The 20,564-nt window shown below is 66.2% G+C and carries 18 protein-coding genes; 6 read left to right on the plus strand and 12 right to left on the minus strand.

Annotation, left to right across the window (positions count from 1 at the left end):
• The first annotated feature begins 49 nt into the window (after window positions 1-49).
• The gene (locus QX124_RS01460) at window positions 50-1,909 is read left to right on the plus strand and encodes an outer membrane beta-barrel protein (RefSeq protein WP_315795866.1); all 1,860 of its coding nucleotides are present in this window, start codon (window positions 50-52) and stop codon (window positions 1,907-1,909) included.
• A gap of 274 nt (window positions 1,910-2,183) precedes the next feature.
• On the opposite strand, the gene QX124_RS01465 is transcribed toward QX124_RS01460, so the two are convergent.
• From QX124_RS01465 to QX124_RS01495, 7 genes are all read right to left on the minus strand, one after another.
• The gene (locus QX124_RS01465; protein WP_315736413.1) at window positions 2,184-2,972 is read right to left on the minus strand and encodes a TonB family protein; all 789 of its coding nucleotides are present in this window, start codon (window positions 2,970-2,972) and stop codon (window positions 2,184-2,186) included.
• 26 nt (window positions 2,973-2,998) lie between these two features.
• Complete coding sequence (gene exbD / locus QX124_RS01470) at window positions 2,999-3,448, minus strand: TonB system transport protein ExbD (RefSeq protein ID WP_315736414.1); 450 nt, start codon at window positions 3,446-3,448, stop codon at window positions 2,999-3,001.
• A 3-nt stretch (window positions 3,449-3,451) separates the two neighbouring features.
• Window positions 3,452-4,486 carry a tonB-system energizer ExbB gene (gene exbB, locus QX124_RS01475; RefSeq protein ID WP_315736415.1) on the minus strand — a complete coding sequence of 345 codons (1,035 nt, stop codon included), beginning with the start codon at window positions 4,484-4,486 and terminating at the stop codon, window positions 3,452-3,454.
• A gap of 1,049 nt (window positions 4,487-5,535) precedes the next feature.
• Window positions 5,536-6,225, minus strand: coding sequence for a Fe2+-dependent dioxygenase (locus QX124_RS01480; RefSeq protein WP_315758759.1), 690 nt, complete (start codon window positions 6,223-6,225; stop codon window positions 5,536-5,538).
• Between the two features lie 43 nt (window positions 6,226-6,268).
• Window positions 6,269-8,800 (minus strand): TonB-dependent receptor, encoded by a 2,532-nt coding sequence (locus tag QX124_RS01485; RefSeq protein ID WP_315736417.1) that lies wholly within the window; start codon window positions 8,798-8,800, stop codon window positions 6,269-6,271.
• Between the two features lie 86 nt (window positions 8,801-8,886).
• Window positions 8,887-9,069, minus strand: a complete 183-nt coding sequence (locus QX124_RS01490; RefSeq protein ID WP_315795869.1) for a hypothetical protein — start codon at window positions 9,067-9,069, stop codon at window positions 8,887-8,889.
• Between the two features lie 189 nt (window positions 9,070-9,258).
• A complete protein-coding gene (locus tag QX124_RS01495) occupies window positions 9,259-10,377 on the minus strand; it encodes a ring-opening amidohydrolase (RefSeq protein ID WP_315795870.1) in 1,119 nt (372 codons plus the stop codon).
• Window positions 10,378-10,495: 118 nt separating this feature from the next.
• Between QX124_RS01495 and QX124_RS01500 the strand changes: the two genes are divergently transcribed.
• The 3 genes from QX124_RS01500 to QX124_RS01510 all read left to right on the plus strand — a co-directional run bounded on the left by QX124_RS01500 (window position 10,496) and on the right by QX124_RS01510 (window position 13,386).
• Window positions 10,496-11,299 carry an MBL fold metallo-hydrolase gene (locus tag QX124_RS01500; RefSeq protein ID WP_315795872.1) on the plus strand — a complete coding sequence of 268 codons (804 nt, stop codon included), beginning with the start codon at window positions 10,496-10,498 and terminating at the stop codon, window positions 11,297-11,299.
• A 126-nt stretch (window positions 11,300-11,425) separates the two neighbouring features.
• Window positions 11,426-13,126, plus strand: a complete 1,701-nt coding sequence (locus QX124_RS01505; RefSeq protein ID WP_315795874.1) for a hypothetical protein — start codon at window positions 11,426-11,428, stop codon at window positions 13,124-13,126.
• An 86-nt stretch (window positions 13,127-13,212) separates the two neighbouring features.
• Window positions 13,213-13,386 (plus strand): hypothetical protein, encoded by a 174-nt coding sequence (locus tag QX124_RS01510; protein WP_315736421.1) that lies wholly within the window; start codon window positions 13,213-13,215, stop codon window positions 13,384-13,386.
• A gap of 713 nt (window positions 13,387-14,099) precedes the next feature.
• On the opposite strand, the gene QX124_RS01515 is transcribed toward QX124_RS01510, so the two are convergent.
• From QX124_RS01515 to QX124_RS01535, 5 genes are all read right to left on the minus strand, one after another.
• On the minus strand, window positions 14,100-14,510 hold the full coding sequence (locus QX124_RS01515) for a hypothetical protein (protein WP_315795877.1): 411 nt from the start codon (window positions 14,508-14,510) through the stop codon (window positions 14,100-14,102).
• Between the two features lie 126 nt (window positions 14,511-14,636).
• Entirely contained in the window at window positions 14,637-15,287 is a 651-nt protein-coding gene (locus QX124_RS01520) for an Mpo1-like protein (protein WP_315777682.1), read from the minus strand.
• 247 nt (window positions 15,288-15,534) lie between these two features.
• Complete coding sequence (locus QX124_RS01525; protein WP_315795879.1) at window positions 15,535-15,729, minus strand: DUF2783 domain-containing protein; 195 nt, start codon at window positions 15,727-15,729, stop codon at window positions 15,535-15,537.
• Window positions 15,726-17,363: an FAD-dependent oxidoreductase gene (locus tag QX124_RS01530; RefSeq protein ID WP_315795881.1), complete on the minus strand. Its 1,638-nt coding sequence runs from the start codon at window positions 17,361-17,363 to the stop codon at window positions 15,726-15,728. The genes QX124_RS01525 and QX124_RS01530 overlap by 4 nt, the downstream gene beginning before the upstream one ends.
• 51 nt (window positions 17,364-17,414) lie before the next feature.
• Entirely contained in the window at window positions 17,415-17,957 is a 543-nt protein-coding gene (locus tag QX124_RS01535) for a VOC family protein (RefSeq protein ID WP_315795884.1), read from the minus strand.
• Between the two features lie 139 nt (window positions 17,958-18,096).
• Here QX124_RS01535 and QX124_RS01540 point away from each other — a divergent pair, with 139 nt between their 5' ends.
• Window positions 18,097-18,615 carry a MarR family winged helix-turn-helix transcriptional regulator gene (locus QX124_RS01540; RefSeq protein ID WP_315795886.1) on the plus strand — a complete coding sequence of 173 codons (519 nt, stop codon included), beginning with the start codon at window positions 18,097-18,099 and terminating at the stop codon, window positions 18,613-18,615.
• A 68-nt stretch (window positions 18,616-18,683) separates the two neighbouring features.
• Complete coding sequence (gene htpG, locus QX124_RS01545) at window positions 18,684-20,555, plus strand: molecular chaperone HtpG (protein WP_315795887.1); 1,872 nt, start codon at window positions 18,684-18,686, stop codon at window positions 20,553-20,555.
• Window positions 20,556-20,564 lie beyond the last annotated feature (9 nt).

A 20,564-nucleotide genomic window follows, 5' to 3' on the forward strand; every position in this document is an offset into this window, starting at 1 on the left:
CGGGGGGGGGCGCTTCGCAGGTTGCCGAACTCGACGGAGACGAGGCTTTTTGGAACGGGCAGCACGAGAGACGGTCGCTTCCAGACGTGGCATCGGTCGCGACGTCTCATGGTGCCAGGAGGAGTCGGTTGCGATCACCGTGCTGCTCGTGACGCTGTTTGGAGCCGCGCCGTCCTACGGTCAGACCGTCGTTCCGGGGAGCCAGGTCAGAGCCTATGCAGATCCCGGGGCCACCGAGGGTGGGCCGGTGGTGGTCGTGCCCAACCGCCGCCGCCAGCCGGCGCGGCCCGCGAATGGCAATGGACCGCTGGTCATTCCGCAGGTGATCGTTTCGCCTGGCGGCGTCGAGCCGGAGCCCAAGGCGGCAACGCAGGTGGATGGGGCTGCACCGCCGCGGCCGCGGTCTCCGATCGATGCTGGCGCGGGCGCGCTCCCTCAGGCCGCGCGCCGCGAACCGGCGCCGCGTCTGGCTCCGGTTCGAAACGGCTTTTTCGGTGCTCCGTCCGCCGGCCTCCTGGTTGGCGGCTGCTTGTCGACGCCCGGCCGGCTGTCGACGACGAACGTCCCTAATCGCTGTCTGGATGCGCTGGCCTTCGCCGTCAGTCCGCCGCCGGCCACCCGTGGCGTGCTGCCGCGCAACCTGCCGCCGATTCCGCGACAGGATGCGCAGCCGATTCCGCCCGTTCTGGCCGATAAGCCGAAGATGCGGCTGCCGCCGGTGAACAAGGGGCAGAAGCCGCAGGAGCCGCCGGCGCAGCCGCCGATGATGGAGGAGGACCCCTATGAGCCCAAGGGCATCACGGTGGGAAACTTCATCCTGAAGCCTGCGTTCGAAATGTCGTCAGGCTTCGACAGCAATCCCGGCCGTGTACCACAAGGCAAGGGCTCGGCGTTCGTCAGCGTTGCGCCGGTCCTGCTCGTGCGCTCTCAGTTCGAGCGGCATCTGCTCAACGCCGATGTGCGCGTCGGCTACATCGACTATGCGAAGCTCCGGCAGCTCAGCAGGCCTACCGTCGACGCCAAGGTGAATGGACGCTACGACATCACCGATACGTTTGCGCTCAACGGCGAGGGGCACGTTGCCGTCGATGCCGATGATCCCGGCACGCCGCGCTTCGCCGGCCGGTTCGCCAAGATTCCGCTGGCCTCCACCGTCGGCGGCTCGGCCGGCGTCACCAAGCGGTTCGAGGAGGTCGAAATCTCGACCAAGGCCGCCATCGACCGTGTCGCGTTCCAGAACGCGCCGCTGATGGACGGCCAGATCGTCAGCAACGCCGATCGCAACTTCGTCCAATACGGCTCGCAGAGCCGCGTGACCTACAACCTGACCCCGGAGATCCGGCCCTTCGTCGACGTCGCCGTCGACCGCCGCGTTCACGACATCGCGGTCGATGCCGAGGGCTTTCGCCGCGACTCCACCGGCACCGCGGTCGAGGCGGGCGTGACCTTCAACTATGCCGACAAGCTGACCGGCGACGTTGCGGTGGGTTATCTCACGCGCCGCTATCAGGATCCGATGTTGAAACCGGTCAACGGCTTCATCGCCGACGCCAACCTGACCTGGCAGTATGCCAAGGAGACGGCGGTGATGTTCGGCGCCAAGTCGCAGGTCGTGGAGATCACCGAGCCCGGAATCTCCGGCGTGCTCAAGCGCGACGTCACGGTCGGCGTCGAGCACCAGTTCGAGCCGTGGCTGATCGGCACCTTCCTCGCCGGCTTTGGTCAGGACGCCTTCACGGGCACGACGCGGGTCGACGACCGCTACCTGGTCGAGCTCGGCATGCTCTACAAGTTCTCACGCCTGCTGCAGCTCAGGGCCAGCGTCCGGCGCGAGGAGACGCGCTCCAACTTCCGCGAAAACAATCTGTCGGCGACCGTGGTGCAGGTCGGCGCGCGGGTACAGTACTGATCGGCTGCCCGGCAGGCGCCCGCGCGCCGCATCTGCGGTCTTCTGAGCGCGTGCCTGGAGATCACGCCTGCTGTCGTGACGCGGCCACAGTCATTCCGGGGCAGGGCCGCAAGCCTGGAAGCTGGAGTTTCGCGCCGGCTTCGCCATGTAGTATAGCCACCCAGCGACGGGTGGACGCGCGGCGGGAGTGGCTGGCTCCAGTCTCCAAAACGAAATGCAGCGCCCACGAGGTGAGCGCTGCCAACTCCGGATCTGCGTGTCAGTTCGGCCACGACTACTTCTTCTGGTTGAAGTTCACGTCGAGGCTGAAGCTGAACTGATCGTCCGTCAGTCCGGACGGCGGCGCGGGCACCGGGTCGGAGCGGCGGATCATCGCAAGCGCGGCATCGTCGAACATCGAGTCGCCGCACGACTGCATGACGGACGCAGACACCACCTTGCCGGCCCGGCTCAGCACCAGCGCGACCTTGACCGTGCCATTGTGCTTCTTGCCTTCCGGATAGCGCTTGTGCAGCTCGAAATAGGCACTGATCTTGCGACCCCAATCGTTGGTCAGCTTCTGCTTGTCCTTGCCCATTCCCGGATTGGGGGCCTTGGCCGTCTCCGCCGGCGGCGCGGCCTCGTCCAGCGCCTTGCGGGCCGATTCTTCCTGCGCGGCAGACGCGACCGACGCCTCGGCCTGCTGGGTCGCCTGCTGCTGTTCCTCCTTCTCCGGCTTCTTGGGGTCGTTCTGCGTGACGACCCGATCGGCCTCTTCCTCGGTCTCGGTCGGCTTGTCCTTGACGGCGTCGGACTCCTGGACTTCGGCGGTCTGCTGCATCTGCTCCGGCGCAGCTTCGGCCGCGTCGCTGTCGGGACCCGGCGGAAGATCGTTGTCCTCGACCTGGGGCGAGGCCATCTCGAGCGCGAACTCGGCGCCGGCGGCGCCGAGGCCACCTTCCGCATCATTGCCGCTGAGATGGACGACCGCGAGTGCGGCGCCGCCACCGTGCAACATCACGGCGCCAATCGCGGCTGAGATCCACAAGCGGCGCGACGCTCCTTGATACTTGTGTTCGACCATTCTTCACTTCCGTCGTTTCACTGGTTTCAATGTGCAGCCTGGGCGGCGGCCTGTGAGACGCCTTCGACAGTCACGAGCTTGATCTTCGGATAGCCGCCGGTCCGCAGCAGCTCCATCACGTCCATCAGCTCGCCATAGGCCACGCCCCGGTCGGCGCGCAGGAAGATGAACTTGTCCTTGGCGGCCTCGGGGATGTGCTCGAGCGTGCTGACCAGGCTCGCGCGCTTCACCTGCTCCTCGCCGACGAACAGCGTCAGATCCGGCTTGATGCTGACATAGATCGGCTTGTCCGGCTTCTTCTGCGGCGTGGCGGTCGAGGTTGGAAGATCGACCGGCACGTCGACCGTGGAGAGCGGTGCCGCGACCATGAAGATGATCAGCAGCACCAGGATCACGTCGATGAACGGGGTGACGTTGATGTCGCTGGTCTCGCCGAGATCGTCGTCACCATCACCTTCAGACAGAGAAACGGCCATGACCTACTCCGCTGCGAGCGCCATCGGAGGCGCGGAGTGGACGTGGATCGGCTCGAAGCGCTCGCCGTGATGGCTGTGGTGGCTCTGGCCGCGGTCGAGATCGCGCGACAGCATGCGGGCGGTGGCGCCGGAGGACCGGTTGACGAGCTCCATGTAGCCCTTCGTCACCCGCGTGAAGTGATTGTAGATGATTACTGCCGGGATCGCGGCGACGAGGCCGATGGCGGTCGCGAGCAGCGCTTCGGCGATGCCGGGCGCGACGACGGCGAGGTTCGTGGTCTGCGACTTCGAGATGCCGATGAAGCTGTTCATGATGCCCCAGACCGTGCCGAACAGGCCGACGAAGGGCGAGATCGAGCCGATCGTGGCGAGCAGGCCCATGCCGGTCCGGCAACGCCGGCCTTCGGCACGCACGATCTCGGAGAAACTCGATGCCGCGCGCTCGTTGACGCCGTGAGACGGCAGTTCGGACGACATCCTGATCTCGTGCATGGCGGCATCGATCAGTGCTGTCAGCACGTTCTGGCGTGATCCCAGCGCGAGCTTGGCTTCCGACAGCCAGCGTACGTCGTCGACCTTGCGCAGCGCGCTGCTCAGCTTCCGGCGCAGGATGGAGAACTCGATGGTCTTGGCGATGAAGACGGTCCAGGTCGCAAGCGAGGCGAGCGCCAGCCCCATCATCACCGACTTCACGAGAATGTCGGCGGCCAGGAACATCGACCATGGCGACAGATCGTGCGGCACGTGTGATGCCGCCTGCGCACCGCCTTGCGTCGGCTTCTCTGCCTGATCCTTCGCCTTGTCGCCCACCGACGCGTCAGTAACGGTTTCGGCAGCGGTCGACGGCTGGGCGTCGTTCGTTGCGGCTGCCGGCGCCTGGCTCGTTGCGGCAGCCTGCGGCGTGGTGACAGCCGGTGCCGGTGCGGCCGCCGTGGCGGCGCCGCCGGTGGCCGGAGCCGTTGCCGTGGGAGCAGGCGCGGCCGTCTGCGGCGCGGGCTGGGCAACAGCGGGGGCCGTCTGCGCCTGTCCGATGGTCACTGGCTTCGGCGCCGCGCTCTGAGTTTGAGCTGCGTGCGCAACGGGAGCCGGCGCGCTGGCCGCGGCGGCGTTGACGGGCGCAACGGCAGGCGCCTGCGTGGCGGCCGCTGTAGCCGCAGGCTGAACGGATTTCGCTCCGGTCGCATTCGCCGGATTTGGTGCTGTGGTCTGCGGGGCGGTTGCAGCCTGGCCAGGTCTCGGCGATGTGGCCGGCTGCTCGGCATGCGCCATGGCGCCGGCCGAAACGGCTGCGATCACCGCTCCTACATGAAGAACGATCCTGAACATGTTGCTGCATACCCCTTGGTAGTTATCTTCTCTGTAATGTTTCTAGTCGTAACCCGGCTGTTTTGAGACGGCCCGTTGACTCAAAGCGGGAACATCAAGGTCGGCAGTCACTCCGGTGAGTGCGATGCCAAATGAAAAATCGAATCGTGCGGCCTGTTCATCGGCCGTCGATGCCGCACGTGACGTCCTAACTCCCTGAAAGTCCTGATGCGAGACGGAGCTAGCCGTGCATGACGCCGCCGATGCGGCCGCGCGTCACGCAATTGCCTCCGTTCGGTCTTCCATCGATTCTAATTAGTCGGCACCGCCGTGATGATCCTGTTCGGCTGGTACGAGGGCATGCCGCGCGGCTTTCGGGACGGGATGCCGTCCGAAAGGAGCTTGAGGGCGTCGATGTCCGAATCAGAATGCCGATGAGATCGGCGTCGTTCAAGAAGCACGCGCCGCACGCCCCTGATCACGTCGTGATCAACGGCCATCGCGGTCGCGATGGGGGCTCGCGAAGCGCACGCGCTCACCGCCACGGAAAATCGCAGAGCTCGCCAACGACGATCCGCCAGCGGTCAAAGACATGGATCGACAGCTCCGAGAAACGGACCAGCCGACCGCATGCGAGCTCGGATGGCAGTCTATCGCGACCGCTGGGGAAAGCGCCTGAACGATGGGATCATCACCAAAACGAACGAGCCGGGCTGCATCGCGTGCAACCCGGCTCGTAAACGACCGAACTCAACCAGATCGTTGCGACCGAAGGAGAACCTCTAGTTCTCGGCCCAGTAGCGGATCAGGTTGTGATAGAGGCCGGTCAGCCGCACCATTTCCGGATCGTCGCGCCCCATCCGCTGCGACAATCCCTGGATCGTCGTATCGAGATCGAAGATCATGCTGCGCGCGAGGGGATCGCGGATCATGCTCTGCAGCCAGAAGAACGAAGCGACGCGGACGCCGCGCGTCACCGGGGTGACCATGTGCAGGCTCGAGGAGGGATACAGCACGAGGTCGCCGGCCGGCAGCTTCACCTCGTGCGAGCCGTAGAGATCCTCGATCACCAGCTCGCCGCCGTCGTAATCCTCCGGCTCGGAGAGAAACAGCGTGACCGAGAGGTCGGTGCGGATGCGCAGGCCCGTGAGCTTGTCGCCGCGCACGGCGTTGTCGACGTGGATGCCGAAATGATGACCCGACTCCGCGCTGTAGCGGTTGAACAGCGGCGGGAAGATCTGCTGCGGGATGGCGGCGGCGAGAAAGCGCGGATTGGCGGTCATCGCCGAAATGATGCGGTGGCCGAGCTTGCGCGCCACCTCGCTGTCGGGCGGCAGCTGCTCGTTGCGCTTGACCATGGCGGACTGGGCGCCGGCCGTCGAGCGGCCGTCCTCCCAGTCGCTGGAGTCCATGATGCGGCGAAACTCCGCCACATCGTCTTTGCTCAGAATTCCGGGGACACAGATCAGCATGAACTCATCACTTGATGTGTGCCCCCGGCTGGGTGGTCTGCGATCAGAACCGTCCGGACAGGACGATCGATGCGCTTCGTCCCGGACCGACGAGCACGAACGGCGTGGCACTCTGATAGAGAGCGTCGTAGTAGAGCTTGTCGAAGATGTTGGCAACGAACACCTTCGCCGTCCAGTTCTTGTCGAGCTTGGCTTCCGCGAACGCATCGAAGCGCCAGTAGCTCGGCAACTCCGTGCCCTGGTTCGCCGCCAGCCAGGTGCCGCCGAAGATCTTCGAGCGGTACACCGCCTGGCCGCCGATCTCCCAGGTGTCGTTGATCTGGTACTTCGTCAGCAGGCTGAACGACTGGTGCGCGGTGTTGGCGAGCTGCAGGCCGACATTGCTGGTGAACAGCGCGGTGTTGGCCGGCGGGATGTTCGACTTCGTCACCTCCGACTGCATCAGCACGATGCCGCCGAAGATGCTCCATTTGTCGGTCAGCTTGCCGCCGGCCTGCAGGTCGATGCCGCGGATGCGGTAGGCGGCACCGGCCGAGAGACACGGCACGGAGCCGATGGTGCCTGCCGGATACGGGCAGTCCGCGGTGGCCTGCGCGGCGCTGGTGATGTTGCGCGACTCGCGGGCGTTCTCCTTCTCGGTCTGGAACAGCGCTCCCGTGACCAGCAGGCGACCGTCGAGCAGCTCCCATTTGGTGCCGATCTCGATCGAGGTGTTCTTCTCGGGCCCGAAGATCTGGTTGGCGCCGCCATTGGTGACCGCGGAGAGGCCGCCATATTGCGGGCTGAGACCGTCGAACTCGGCGCCGACCGGATTCGATGACGTGGCGTAGGCCGCATAGAAGCTGGCGTAGGGCACCGGCTTCAATGTCATGCCGACGTTGAAGTTCGGCATGCCGCTGGAGGCCGCCGTCGAGCCCGGCGTGTTGGCGACGCCGTTGACGGTGCCGAAGCCGTCGACCCGGACGTCGTATTTGTCGTAGCGCACGCCGCCGTTAAGGATGACGAGATCGCGGTAGTTGACGCTGTCCAGCGCGTAGACGCTCGCCGAGTCGATCTTCACGTTGGTCGGGAATTGCCCCAGCGACGGAATGCCGAACGGCAGGTTCGTGAATTGCGGGTTGAACACGCTCACGCCCGAGAGCGAACCGCTGCCCGCGAACGCCAGGCCCTGCTGCTCGGAGGTCAGGCCGGTGTAGCTGTTGATGCGCGCCTTTTCCTGCGAGACCTCGAGGCCGGCGAGCACGGTGTGCCTGAAGTTGCCGGTGTCGAACTTGTAGGTCGCCTCGAGCTGGTTGGCGAGCACGTCCGTCTGCTGGAAGCGGCTCTGCGGGTTGGCCCTGATGAGCGCGCCGGACGGCGGATTGATGTTGGTCGGGCCTTCCGGCAGCGTGCCGATGTAGTTCAAGGTCGAGCGCGACACCCGGACCTTGTCGGAGATCGTCAGGTCGGGCGTGACCTTCACCTCGGCATTGAACGAGCCGATGTCCTGTCCGACACGCGAGAAGTCGCGGTTGACGAAGCCGTACCAGGCGTTGCGCGGCGAGCCGACCTCGGGGAACGGCGCGCCGGCGGTGAGCGTGCTCGGCCGATAATACGGCACGCCGAAGTCCGGACGGCCGGTCACCTCGTTGTGGATGTAGTTGGCGGACAGGGTGACGGTGTCGAGCGGCGTCCACTTGGTGGCGATGAAACCGCCGTTGCGGTTGTCGGTCACGTAGTCGCGGCCGGCAACGCCGGCATCCTGGAACAGGCCGCCGACGCGGGCAGCGAAGGTCGGCGTGATCTTCTGGTTGACATCGATCACCACGCGCTTGGTCCTGTCGGTGCCGAGCGTGGTGTCCATGTTGTAGAAGCTGTTCTCGGTCGTGGCCTGCTTGGTCACGATGTTGATCGCGCCGCCGGTGGTGCCGCGGCCGGCGAACGACGACGCCGGGCCGCGCAGGATCTCGACCTGCTCGGTGAAGAAGTTCTCGCGCACGGAGACGCCGGCGTCACGCACGCCGTCGATGAAGACGTCGTTGCGGGCGTCGAAGCCGCGGATGAAGAAGCGGTCGCCGAACGCGTTGCCGCCTTCGCCGGTGCCGAGCGTCACGCCGGCGGTGGAGAGCACGGCGGATTTGAGGCTGGTGGAGTTCTTGTCCGCCAGGATCTCCTTGCTCAGGACGGTGACGGTCTTTGGCGTGTTGAGCAGCTTCTCCGGAAACTTGCCGGAGGCCTGCAGCCGCTCGCCCTTGTAGTCGGAAGCGGGGCTGGAATAGGGGTTGCGGTCGGGCGGCAGATTGCTCTTCGGCGCCGCGGCCTGCTGCTGCTGTTGCTGGCGGGCGGCGCGGCGCATTGCGTCGCGGGCGCGGACCTGGTCCGCGGTCGGGCGCGAGGCGGCCGGCTTGGGGCGGGCCACCGGGGCTTCGACGTTGACGGACGGCAGCGGCGCCTGCTGGGCTTCGGCACTGGAGAACGAGGCAACCGCGATCAGGCTCGCGACCGCCGAGACTTTCACACCGGAAATCTCGGGAGATGGATCCCACTCGTGCCCGCTTGCCCCTCGCAAGCTCCTTGGAAAGATTGCCTTACCCATACTCGACCACCCCATTCGTTACGCAAAACTTTGACTTGGGTTCGTTTGAACGCCCGCAACGGGCGCGGGCCTGTTGCGAATGCAAGTCAAGAAGCGAGGGAAAGCGGTCCAAAGCTGGTTCCGCTGGTGGCCGGAATACGAAAAGTTTCCATCCATTTCTGAAAATGAGACTTGTTCGCAAAATGTCGCCTCACGGCAACAATTGAAACCTCCTGGTTGAGCTGATCTCCATCATTCAATTGCTGATGGGAGAGTTGGTGGTCTTTCACGTCGTCTCGCGAGGTGGATCGTTCGCTTGACGATCACTTCGGTCGATTTTCGGTTCGAGCTGCTCCCGCCGCGTCGCGAGATGCGGCGGGATTCTGGCGAATCTGTTTCCCGATCGGGACGCGTATGCGGCTCAGAACTTCGCCGTGGTGATCAGGTAGAACGCGTGGCCCGGGATTTCGACCGTGAGATCAGCGGCGCTCGGCGATGATCGCGACCGGCCCGCCGCCGTCGGGGCCCTGATGCTCGGCGCCGCCCGAGACGAACAGGTCGGTGAAGCCGAACAGCCCGGCCAGCGCGCCGCCGACGAAGGCGCGGGCGTGGCGGGTCGAAGAGACGTCGCTGTCGTCGAGCATGGTATGCCGCTGGCCGCGCAGCCGGCCGCTCTGCGCCGCCTCCGCCTTGGCGAGCACCGCGGCGATGCGGCTGCGATCGGCGGCCGGCACCTGGCCCGGCACGTTCAGGCCGAGCCGGGCGAGCGCCTGCCGGGCCGGCTCGATGTCGATGGCATCGCCCATGACCGCATGATCGATCGCCAGCGGCCCGCTCCACTTGGCCGACATGCCGGCGACCATGATCTCGTGGTCGAGCAGCTCGACGCCGCCTGAGGTGGCCGCGCGCCCGCTGTAGCGCGAGACATCGGCACAGATCGTCGCATCGGAGAGATCGGCAGCGGCGACCTCGCCGAGCGCGACGGCGACACCGAGCGCCGAGGCGCCGCGGGAAAAGCCCATCGACTTCAGCGTATCGCGCACGGCGGTGCGCTCTCCCCGCGCCTCCACCGCCTCGATCCGCTCCATCGTCAGCAGCGGGCATTTCACCTGCACGTAATGGACGTCGGCGGGATCGCTGATGCCGGCGTCAGCCATCGCCGCGCGCACGCCGGCCGCCACGAGCTCGACCTGCGGTATGCGGCCGAGATGCTCGCCCGCCAGCACCGGCGTTCGCGCGCGCCCGAGCGCCAGCGATGTCGGGACATCGCGCGGCGCCATGGCGTCACCGCCGTCGCGTGCCTCGAACACGATCATGTGCGGCGACAGCGCGCCCTCGGTGCCGCCGGACATCACCATCGCGATCTGCCGCACGGCGTCGGCCGCGAGATATCGGCCGAGCAGCGCCTCCAGCGAGCGCACGGCAAAGGCGCGGGTGAAATCGTTGACGCAGCCATTGCCCTCGGTCTTGCCGAGAATGGCGACGATGCCGGCGGGATCGATGGCGCCTTGCGCGATCCTGGCCTCGAGCGCGCCGACATCGTCGGGGCTGCGCATCGGCAGGCGGTGAACGTAGGCGCGGCGCAGCGTGGTCGGCATGTCGAGAACTCCTGTCGGGCGTCCGGCGACACTAGGCAATCACGAAGCCGCGCGCGACGGTGTTCCGGGATGGTCCGCGTGCTATCCTCCGCAATCCCATCTCGACGACCGGTGATCCATGCCTCTCTGGACCTGCTTTCAATGCGGCGCGCAGTTTCCCGATACGAAGGCGCCGCCCGGCCATTGCGTCGTCTGCGAGGACGAGCGGCAATATGTGAACTGGAAGGGACAGAGCTTCCTCAGCCGCGACGACCTTGCTGGCCGGCATCAGGTCATCTGGCGCGAGGATGACGGCCTGACCGGCCTCGCTTTGGATCCCAGCTTTGCGATCGGTCAGCGCGCGCTGCTCGTTCCCGAGCCGGATGGCTGCGTGATGTGGGACTGCATTCCCTTGGCGACGGAGGCAGCCATTGCCCGCGTCCGCTCATTGGGCGGCCTGAAGGCCATCGCGGTGTCGCATCCGCACTACTATGGCGCGGTCGCCGATTGGAGCGAGGCATTCGGCAACGCGCCGGTCTATCTTCATGACGACGACCGCGCCTTCGTCACCCGGCCGCATCCGGCCATCGTGCCATGGACGGGCGATCGCCTCGCCATCTCGGATGACGTCGTGCTGCTGCGGACCGGCGGGCATTTCGCCGGCGCCACCATCCTGCATTGGCGCAAAGGTGCCGACGGCAAGGGCGCGCTGTTGACCGGTGACATCGCGATGGTGGCGATGGATCGCCGCCACGTCAGCTTCATGTACTCCTATCCGAACTACATCCCGCTCGGCGCCGCCGCCGTGCGCCGCATCGCCGATGCGGTCGCGCCGCTCGCCTTCGACCGCATCTACGGCGCGTGGTGGCAGAAGAACATCGGCGACGATGCGAAGGCGGCGTTCGATCGCTCGGTGCGGCGTTATCTCCAGGCGATCGCCTGAGCCGCTGGTTCCACGAACCCCCGTAAAGTAACGGGGCATTAGGCACAACCATAAGGTTGTATTTGAGCGTCTTGCAGTCTTTGATCGGATGGTATCGAAGTATCCCGGGCGGAGTGGGGTACCTCAATGCGTTCGCAATCGTGCTCGTCGGTGACCGGCGCCATCGCGCCGGCCGGCCTCATCCTGCATTCAGATACTCTCCCGGGTCTGCACGATCCGGCGTTCGCGTCCACCGCCAGCCACATGCAGCGGCTCTGGGCCGTGCTGGCGCTCGTGCTCGCCATCGTGCTCGCGCTGCCGTTCCTGCTGGTCGATGTGCCGCCGGTGCTCGACTATCCGAACCACCTCGCGCGCCTGTTCGTGCTGGCGCATCCCGACGATCCCGTGCTGTCGCAGATGTACGCGCCGAACTGGCGCGTCCTGCCCAATCTCGGCATGGATGTGATCGGCGTGGCGCTGCTGCGCTTCACCGACGTTCATGTCGGCGGCCGCATCCTGCTCGCGCTCAGCCTGTTCGCGCCGCTCTTTGGCGTGATCGCCTATCACCGCGCGGTGTTCGGCCGCTTGTCGTTGTGGCCGCTGGCGGCCGGCATCATCGCCTATGACGGCGTCTTCCTGCTCGGCTTCATGAATTTCCAGCTCTCGCTTGGTCTCGCGCTCGGCGGCGCCGCCGGCTGGGTGGCGCTGCGCCGTCGCGGCTGGCTGCCCGCGATCGCGTGGGGGGCCATCGCCGCGGCGGCCGCCTTCCTCTGCCACATCTTCGGCCTGCTGTTCTTCGCGGTCCTGATCGGCGCTGGAGAGGCCGATCGGCTGTGGCGGCTGCGCCGGTCGCCCGGCCTTGCACGGGAGCTGGTGGTCGTCGCCTGCGCGCTCGGCATCACGCTCAGCCCGGCCGTGCTGCTCTACGGGCTCTGTCCGCTGGGTGAGGGCGGGCTGCAGCTCGGCGCCTGGATCGGACCGCCGAAGCTGTGGCGCATCATGACGCCGTTCCTGACCACCAGTGCCGAGCTGACGGTCATAACGACCGTCGCGGTGCTCTCGGTGTTGATCCTCGTCCGGCGCCAGATCGTCGTCGCGCCGGGCATGCCGCTGGCGCTGGCGGCGCTGTTCGTCGCCTTCGTCGCGGCGCCATGGAGCGCGCTGGGCGGAACGTTCATCGATATGCGCTTTGCCGCGATGTGCGGCCTGCTGCTGTTCGCCGGCCTGCAGCCGGTCGTGTCCGGCAGGAAGGCGGCGCTCGTCGGCATCGTCCTCGCGGGCCTGACGCTGATTCGGACCGTGGACATCGCATCGGCATGGATCGATCACAGGGTCGACCTCGCCGAACTGCGTGCGGCGATCGCGCATGTGCAGCCCGGCGCGCGCGTCATCGCCGCGCATGGCCATGAGCAGCCCGTCTCCAGCCGGCGCGAGCGGATCCTGCCCGGATTCCGCTATGTCGATTCCCATATGGCGGCGCTGCTCGTGATCGAGCGACGGGCGTTCTGGCCGCTGATGTTCGCCCATCCGAGCCAGCAGCCCGTGGCGGTCCGTCCCTCTTTCGCGCGCCTTGCGCAGCCGCTGGCCGAGCCCGCCGCGTGGCGCTGGCTGCAGCCGGACACGCCGTCGGCCGACGTGTTGCCGCTCGCGCGCTATCTGGCCGGCTGGCGGTCGCACTTCGATGCCGTTCTGCTGCTCGACCCGCCGCTCCCTGAGCAGCCGGTCGCCGGCCTCACACCGCTCTATCTCGGCAGCTACATCCAACTGTTCCGCGTCGGGCAGGGCGGCACCGGCACCACGGCGGTGCAGAAGCCGGAGCCTGCTCCGCGGACGGCCTCACCGTCCTGAGGCCGGAGAGCGCCGGCTGGGCGCTCGCCAAGCTCGCTTCCGGCATCCTCGTCTTCGAATGGGGCTTTGCCGCCGTGCAGGGACCGATGCAGGAAGCGGCCGACGAGGCCGCGCGCGCCGTTGCCGGCCAGATCGATCCGGCGACGCTGCAGCCCAACTTCGGCACCGAGCAAGGCGCGATCTGGGTCATGCTCGGCGTCGCCACCGTGAACGTCATCCTCGGCGTCTGGCGGCCGCGGTTCACGAACCTGCCGGATTGAACCAGGCATTCGTCGGACTGCGCTTCCCGAGCCTCCGCCTTCTGCGCCGGCCCCGTCGTGCGCTCCCCTCCCCGCAAGGGGAAGGGGAGCGCACCGCCCCTGCTCGATGGGCGCTTGCGGATTTCGCGAAATTGCTCTTGCTATTTTTCCGAAATAACGCTTATCTCCTCCCATCCCGCCTCGTGCAGAGGGACGTACGCGTCGTCACGAACGTGGAGGTGGGCTGCGATGGACGTGACGGCTGTGCCAGACGAGCGCAGTCCGGCGCGGACGGCGAAGTCGTGTGGTCCTGGCCTCTCGACGCTGAGGTCAAGTCCGCAAGCGTTGCTTGACGGCACGCGCGGGCGATGGGGGCAAGAAAGCCGATCCCCAGGGAGAGCACGAAGGACACCGTTAAAACCGATCGCGCGGGGGAGGCCGGTTGTCAGGCCCGACCTGTGGTGACTGCCGCCTGCTTTTCTTGTTGCAGGCGGGCCATGGGCCGCGGTCAACACCCGGCCTTCCCCGTGCCCTCTCATTTTCAGAGGGACGACTGCCGTATCACTCGGGTCCGACGGGCCGCGGGAATGCGACGACGCATGTCGATGATATCCGCAGCAAGACCTCACTCCCGCAACGCATCGCGTTCGATGAGCCGAGCATTTCGATTGGTCATGGGCGACGCCAGCGCCGCGGCGCCGACATCGTCCATGTCGAAGTCAATGTCGAAGCCTTCAGAGCTGCGTCGCCCGCAGCTCGATCGTGAGCGGTGCCGTCGTGCGCCTGGCGGCCGGATCGGCCGGCATCTGCAGCACGCGGGCGCGCTGGCCGGTGGCGAGGTCGGTGACCTTGACGATTCGGCCATTGGAGAATTCGAGCGCATCGTGATGTTCGGTCGGCTTGTTGGTGTCGACCTGGCGGAAGCGGGCGAGATGGGCGCCGACCTTGCGGCGGAAGAAGAAGCCCTTGATGCGGACATCGTCTTCGAAGGCGAGCTCCGTGCCCGGCCGCAGGCAGACGGCGGTCAACGGGTCGTCCTTGGTGCAGAAGCCGCGGGTCTCCGTGCCGGGAAATCGACAGGAGACCAGCACGTCGGCAGTTTTGGCATCGCGGGAAGCAACAGTATGGAGGCTGTAGTCACACATGGGGAGCTCCTGAAGGCCGCCAGCACTGAGGCCGCAACGGCGTAGCAGGAGAGTTGTTCCATGTTGTTGCAGCCCCTCTGTTCGAGAACTCCCGCCGCAGGACCGGCCGGCGGCGGGAACTCGCGATCAGGTGAGATGCGCAGCTTCTTCGGCCTCGTCCTCGGCGGCGCCCCAATGCGAGGCGTCCTTGATGGTCGGATCGATGAGCTCGCCGCGCAGCAGCGCCAGCGGCGACTTCCAATACAGCGCAATGTTGTGGAACGGGTCGGTCAGCACCTTGAAGGCCCAGATCAGGCCCGTCGAGACATCCTGCATTGCAAACAGCTGGATAACGCGAAACAGACCGCCGCCGATGCCGACCGCGAGCCAGAGCAGGCCGACGTGGCGGACGAAGTCCATCCGGCTGGCCGGCTCGGCGAACAGGCCGAACAGCGTCGGAAACGCGAACAGCGCCACCGGCACCAGACCCCACACCGTCAGCAGCACGATCTTGCGGGTCTGATTGTAGCCGACCTTGACCGCCTCCTTGTAGTCGTTGCTGACGCCGTTGACGTGGTCATAGCCGTTCGGTTCGAAGAAGAAGTGCCCGGTCTGCCGCGTCAGCATCGCGAGCCAGCCGACCAGGCCGGCCATCGCCGGATCCTTGAACAGCAGCGCATAGCACACGAGGAAGATCACGGCGCTGATCAGGTGCAGCGTCTGATTGATCCGGCTCTGATGATAGTAGCGATAGTCGTCGAAGCGCTGCGTCTGCAGCGTCTTGTAGTAGCGCGACATGCGAATCCCCGTGCCGTTGTGGAACGAGGCGAAGACGTAGAGGCCTTCAGTGAAGGTGGCGTGACATTATGATGTTGTCACAATGAAACCGACCGGGATCGGATCGGGAGCCGCAATGTGCGCAAGCGAGCGGACTCTGCGCCGGCGCACGACTCGCCGGCTGGTCTCTCTGTCTGCCGCAAAATGCGGAGAAGCGGCTTTGATCCGGATCAAAGCCGGCTGCCGATGTGGCGTGTTGTGGCCTGCATCAGCCGGCGGGCGACCTTGCCAGCCGGATCGCCTCGCTCAGGATCGCGCGGTCACCGATATGGTTGGCGAGCAGCAGCACCAGCCTGGCGTTCATGCGCAGGGCCTCGTCCTCGCTGAGGTCGCGCTGGCCGCCGATCAGCTCGGCATAGAAGTCGTCGGGATCGCTGATGTTCGGGGGGAGGGTCAGGCTCATGCCGCAAGCTCCTGCTGGACCGCGCCGCGCCTGCCGCAGGCGCGCCGGACCGCCTCCGTGATCGCGTTCTCGTCAAACTGCGGCCAGCGGGCGGTGACATATTGATCGGGACGGAACAGATAGGTCGTGCCGGGCGAGGCACCGTATCGTGCCGCGAGCAGGCCCTTGGCATCAGCGATGTCGCGGCCGACGACGATCACCCGCGCCGTGATGCCGTCGATGCTGAGCTGCTCGGCCGTCACGGCGGGCTCGAAGGTGACCACCGTGAAGCCCGAGCCGAGGCAGTTCAGCAACCAGCCGGGCTGTCCCACGATCGTCACCGGCGCATCGGCGGCATTGGTGCCAGGCGTCATCGCCCCGGGGACGCTCCCGCCGTCAGGCGTGTTCAGCAACGACGCGACATAGGGTGTCGGCGTCGACAGCCGGCCGCTGTTGACCAGCGGCCGCGCAAAGCTGTGGTTCTGTGCGAGGTCGAGCACGGCGTCGCGATAAAGGCGGCTGGCTTGCGTCTTCGGCGTGATGAAGTCGGTCGCCCGTGTCGAGTTCAGGATATTGTCGTCGGCGGCAAAGGCGCGCTCCTCGTGATAGCTGTCGATCAGGCTCTCCGGCGCCTCGCCGCGCAGCACCAGCGCCAGCTTCCAGGCGAGGTTGTCGATGTCCTGCACGCCGGTGTTGGCGCCGCGGGCGCCGAACGGCGACACCTGGTGCGCCGCATCGCCCGCGAAGAGGACGCGGCCGTGACGGAAATTGTCGATCCGGCGGCAGGCGAACTGATAGATCGACACCCATTCCAACTCGAATTCGGTGGTCTCGCCGAGCATGGCCCGGATGCGCGGGATCACGCGCTCGGGCTTCTTCTCCTCGTCCGGATTGGCGTCCCAGCCGAGCTGGAAGTCGATGCGCCAGATGTTGTCGGACTGGCGATGCAGCAGGACCGACTGGCCCGGATGGAACGGCGGATCGAACCAGAACCAGCGCTCGGTCGGATACTCCGCCTTCATCCTGACATCGGCGATCAAAAAGCGGTCCTGGAAGAACTGGCCCTTGAACTCAGCGCCGACCATGCGCCGGGTGTCAGAATTGGCGCCGTCGCAGGCGATCACCCATTGCGCCTCCATGGTGAAGATGCCGTCCGGCGTCTCCACCGCGAGATCAGCGCAGTCGTCGGTCTGCTTGAGGCTGACCAGCCGATGCTTCCAGCGCAGGTCGATCAGCGGCGTCCTGTTGCAGACATCGACCAGAATCTCCTCGAGATAGTATTGTTGCAGGTTGATCATTGCCGGCCAGCGATGGTCGGGCTCGGGCAGCAAATCGAATTGATAAGAGAGCTGGTCGCGGAAGAAAACCTTGCCGATGTTCCAACTGACGCCCTTCTCGACCATCGGCGCGGCGCAACCGAGCCGATCCCAGATCTCGAGCGGGCGTTTGGCGTAGCACACGGCGCGGGAGCCGATGCTGACGGTATCGTTGTCATCGAGCACGACGACGGGCTGGCCGCGGGCGGCGAGATCGAGCGCCGCCGTCAGGCCGATCGGCCCGGCGCCGATCACGACGATCGGATGGCGGCGGGTCTCGCCGCCGCGCTGCTCCGCCGAGCAGACGTAGGGAAATCGCGGATAGACATAGTTGCTCATGGCTGCCTCGCCTGGCGCGTTGCGGTCGGGACTGTCGGGACGAGCAATCGCTCAGTCGCTGCCTGCGAATTCCTTCTCGTGCATCCAGGCGGTGTGCCGCGGCGGCTTCTTGGTGGTCGCCCATTCGTCCACCATGGCGTGGGCGACCGACTTCATCCGCGCGATCTGGTCGGGCGTCGCGGTCCAGGCCGCGATCTCCAGCCGGTGGCCGCTCGGATCATGGAAATAGATCGACTTGAAGATGGTGTGGTCAGTGATCCCGACGACGTCGAGGCCGGCGGTCTCCGCGCGCGCCTTCGCTTCCTCGAGCTCCGCCATGTCCTTGACCTGGAAGGCGATGTGCTGGGTCCATTCCGGGGTGTTGGGATCGCGCCCCATTGGCGGCGAGTTCGGCAGCTCGAAGAAGGCGAGGATGTTGCCGTTCCCGGCATCGAGGAAGATGTGCATGTACGGATCTGGCGCCTTGGTCGAGGGCACCTTGTCCTCGGCGATGGCGCCGAGCAGGTCCATGTTGAGGACCTTCTTGTAGAAGTCGACGGTGGCCTTGGCGTCGGCGCAGCGATAGGCGACGTGATGGATCTTCTCGATCTGCATGATTGTCCTCCCATGTTCGTGGTTGGCAAGATGGTAACGGATGATACGATCTGGTCGCTTTGATCCAGATCAACCCGATTGGGATCGGATTGAGGTCGCCAGGGGCGAGCGCCTGGAACGGATGAGGGCAGAGGACGCGATGACGAAGCTGGCCAGCGAGATGCGGGACCGGAGGGACGGCGAGGGGACCACCGAGCGCGAGCTCAGACTGCAGCGCTATTTTCCCTATCGGCTGGCCCGCCTCGCCGAGCAGGTGTCGCTGGCGGTGGCGGAGGTCTATGCCGACCGGTTCGCGCTGTCGCGCCAGGAATGGCGGATCCTGGCGGCGCTCGGCGAGCAGCCGCGGTTGCCGACCAAGGAGATTGGCCGGCTGACGACGCTCGACAAGATGAACGTCAGCCGCGCCATGCAGAGCCTGGAGGCACGCGGCATCGTCAGCCGCAGCCGCGATCCCGCGGATGGACGGGAGCGGATCGTAGCGCTGACGGCCGCCGGCAGGGCGCTGTACCGCAGAATCGTGCCCCATGCGCTGGCGCGCGAGGCCGAGCTGCTGAGCGTGCTTTCGGCCGCCGAGATCGCGACCCTCGACACGGTCATCGACAAGCTGCTCGCGGCCGCCGAACGATCGCTCGATGATCCCCCCGGCCGAAAGGCTTGATCGGTGCCGCCGCCGCGCTATATCGACGGTCTCTCTCCACCCCTGATAGCATGGGCCAACGCACGACGATGACCGACACCGCGACCGTTAGCCATTCCTTCCAGGCCGAAGTCTCCGAGCTGCTCCATCTGATGGTGCATTCGGTCTATTCCGAGACCGACATTTTCCTGCGCGAGCTGATTTCGAACGCCTCCGACGCCTGTGACAAGCTGCGTTACGAGGCGATCGCCAGGCCCGACCTGATCGGCGAGGGCGAGCCGCCGCAGATCCGCATCATTCCGAACAAGGCGGCGGATACGCTGACCATCGCCGACAGCGGCATCGGCATGGAGCGCCAGGAACTGATCGACCATCTCGGCACCATCGCCCGCTCCGGCACCAAGGCGTTCGTGCAGAAGCTGGCCGAGGCCAAGGACGGCACCGGCCTGATCGGCCAGTTCGGCGTCGGCTTCTACTCGGCCTTCATGGTCGCCGACCGCATCGTCGTCATCAGCCGGCGCGCCGGCGAGAATGACGTCTGGACCTGGACCTCCTCCGGCGGCGCCGGCTTCGAGGTCGCGCCCGCGTCCGAGGAGGACGCCAAGCGGGTGGCGCGCGGCACGGAGATCGTGTTGCACCTCAAGGACGACGCCAGGAAGTATCTCGAAGCTTATGAGATCGAGCGCATCGTCACCGCCTATTCCGACAACATCCAGTTCCCGATCATGCTGGTGCCGGAGGAGGGCGAGCCGCGCCAGATCAACTCCGCCAGCGCCCTATGGCAGCGCTCGAAGTCCGAGCTGACGTCCGAGGATTACAGCAAGGCCTACAAGTCGATTGCGCACGCGTTCGACGAGCCGGCAATGACGCTGCACTACCGCGCCGAGGGCCGCTATTCCTATGCGGTGCTGCTGTTCGCGCCGTCGACCAAGCCGTTCGACCTGTTCGAGCCGGCGCGCAAGGGCAAGGTCAAGCTCTATGTCCGGCGCGTCTTCATCACCGACGACGCCGACCTGATGCCGGCCTATCTGCGCTTCATCCGCGGCGTGATCGACAGCGAGGACCTGCCGCTCAATTTGTCGCGCGAGATGCTGCAGAACAATCCGCAGCTGGCCCAGATTCGCAAGGCGGTGACGACGCGGGTGATCAGCGAATTGGAGCAACTCGCCGACAAGGACGCCGAGAACTTCGACAAGGTCTGGGATTCGTTCGGCGCCGTCATCAAGGAAGGCCTGTACGAGGATTTCGAGCGCCGCGACAAGCTGCTGGCCCTGGCGCGCTTCACCACGACATCAGGCGAGAAGCGCTCGCTGAAGCAGTATGTCGAGGGGCTCAAGGAGAATCAGACCGAGATCTATTTCCTGGTCGGTGACAGCATCGAGCGGCTGAAGTCCAATCCGCGGCTCGAGGCCGCCAAGGCGCGCGGCGTCGAGGTGCTGCTGCTCACCGATCCGGTCGATGCGTTCTGGACCTCGGCGAGGCTCGAATATGACGGCAAGCCGCTGAAGTCGCTGAGCCAGGGCGACATCAACTTCGATCCGATCCCGGTGACCGAGCCGAAGCCCGAGGACGAGGCACAGCCGGCCGCCGACGAGGCCAACACGATCGCACTGATCAAGGCAAGCCTCGGCGACCACGTCACCGACGTGAAGGTCTCGACCCGGCTCACGACCAGCGCCTCGTGTCTGGTCGCCGGCAGCCATGGTCCCGACCGCGAGCTGGAGCGCATCCTGTCGCAGCAGGCGCGCGGCGCCCGCACCAAGCCGATCCTCGAGATCAATCTGCGCCATCCGCTGGTCGTGGCGGTCGCGAAGGCCGCCGCCGACAAGGCCAAGGTCGACGACCTGTCGTTCCTGCTGCTGGAGCAGGCGCAGATTCTCGACGGCGAACTGCCGGAGGATCCGGCCGCGTTCGCGGCCCGGCTCAACCGGCTGGTGCTGCAGGGCGTCGCGGCGGCTTGAGGCAGGCGG

Origin of the sequence: Bradyrhizobium sp. SZCCHNRI3043 (genome assembly GCF_032377735.1) — a bacterium.
GTDB lineage: Bacteria > Pseudomonadota > Alphaproteobacteria > Rhizobiales > Xanthobacteraceae > Bradyrhizobium.

Bases quoted from the DNA above. Each gene is read 5' to 3' on its own strand.
- QX124_RS01465 (WP_315736413.1), bottom strand. From the start codon at position 2,972: ATGGTCGAACACAAGTATCAAGGAGCGTCGCGCCGCTTGTGGATCTCA.
- exbD (WP_315736414.1), bottom strand. From the start codon at position 3,448: ATGGCCGTTTCTCTGTCTGAAGGTGATGGTGACGACGATCTCGGCGAG.
- QX124_RS01480 (WP_315758759.1), bottom strand. From the start codon at position 6,225: ATGCTGATCTGTGTCCCCGGAATTCTGAGCAAAGACGATGTGGCGGAG.
- QX124_RS01485 (WP_315736417.1), bottom strand. From the start codon at position 8,800: ATGGGTAAGGCAATCTTTCCAAGGAGCTTGCGAGGGGCAAGCGGGCAC.
- QX124_RS01495 (WP_315795870.1), bottom strand. From the start codon at position 10,377: ATGCCGACCACGCTGCGCCGCGCCTACGTTCACCGCCTGCCGATGCGC.
- QX124_RS01500 (WP_315795872.1), top strand. From the start codon at position 10,496: ATGCCTCTCTGGACCTGCTTTCAATGCGGCGCGCAGTTTCCCGATACG.
- QX124_RS01505 (WP_315795874.1), top strand. From the start codon at position 11,426: ATGCGTTCGCAATCGTGCTCGTCGGTGACCGGCGCCATCGCGCCGGCC.
- QX124_RS01510 (WP_315736421.1), top strand. From the start codon at position 13,213: ATGCAGGAAGCGGCCGACGAGGCCGCGCGCGCCGTTGCCGGCCAGATC.
- QX124_RS01515 (WP_315795877.1), bottom strand. From the start codon at position 14,510: ATGTGTGACTACAGCCTCCATACTGTTGCTTCCCGCGATGCCAAAACT.
- QX124_RS01520 (WP_315777682.1), bottom strand. From the start codon at position 15,287: ATGTCGCGCTACTACAAGACGCTGCAGACGCAGCGCTTCGACGACTAT.
- QX124_RS01525 (WP_315795879.1), bottom strand. From the start codon at position 15,729: ATGAGCCTGACCCTCCCCCCGAACATCAGCGATCCCGACGACTTCTAT.
- QX124_RS01530 (WP_315795881.1), bottom strand. From the start codon at position 17,363: ATGAGCAACTATGTCTATCCGCGATTTCCCTACGTCTGCTCGGCGGAG.
- QX124_RS01535 (WP_315795884.1), bottom strand. From the start codon at position 17,957: ATGCAGATCGAGAAGATCCATCACGTCGCCTATCGCTGCGCCGACGCC.
- QX124_RS01540 (WP_315795886.1), top strand. From the start codon at position 18,097: ATGACGAAGCTGGCCAGCGAGATGCGGGACCGGAGGGACGGCGAGGGG.
- htpG (WP_315795887.1), top strand. From the start codon at position 18,684: ATGACCGACACCGCGACCGTTAGCCATTCCTTCCAGGCCGAAGTCTCC.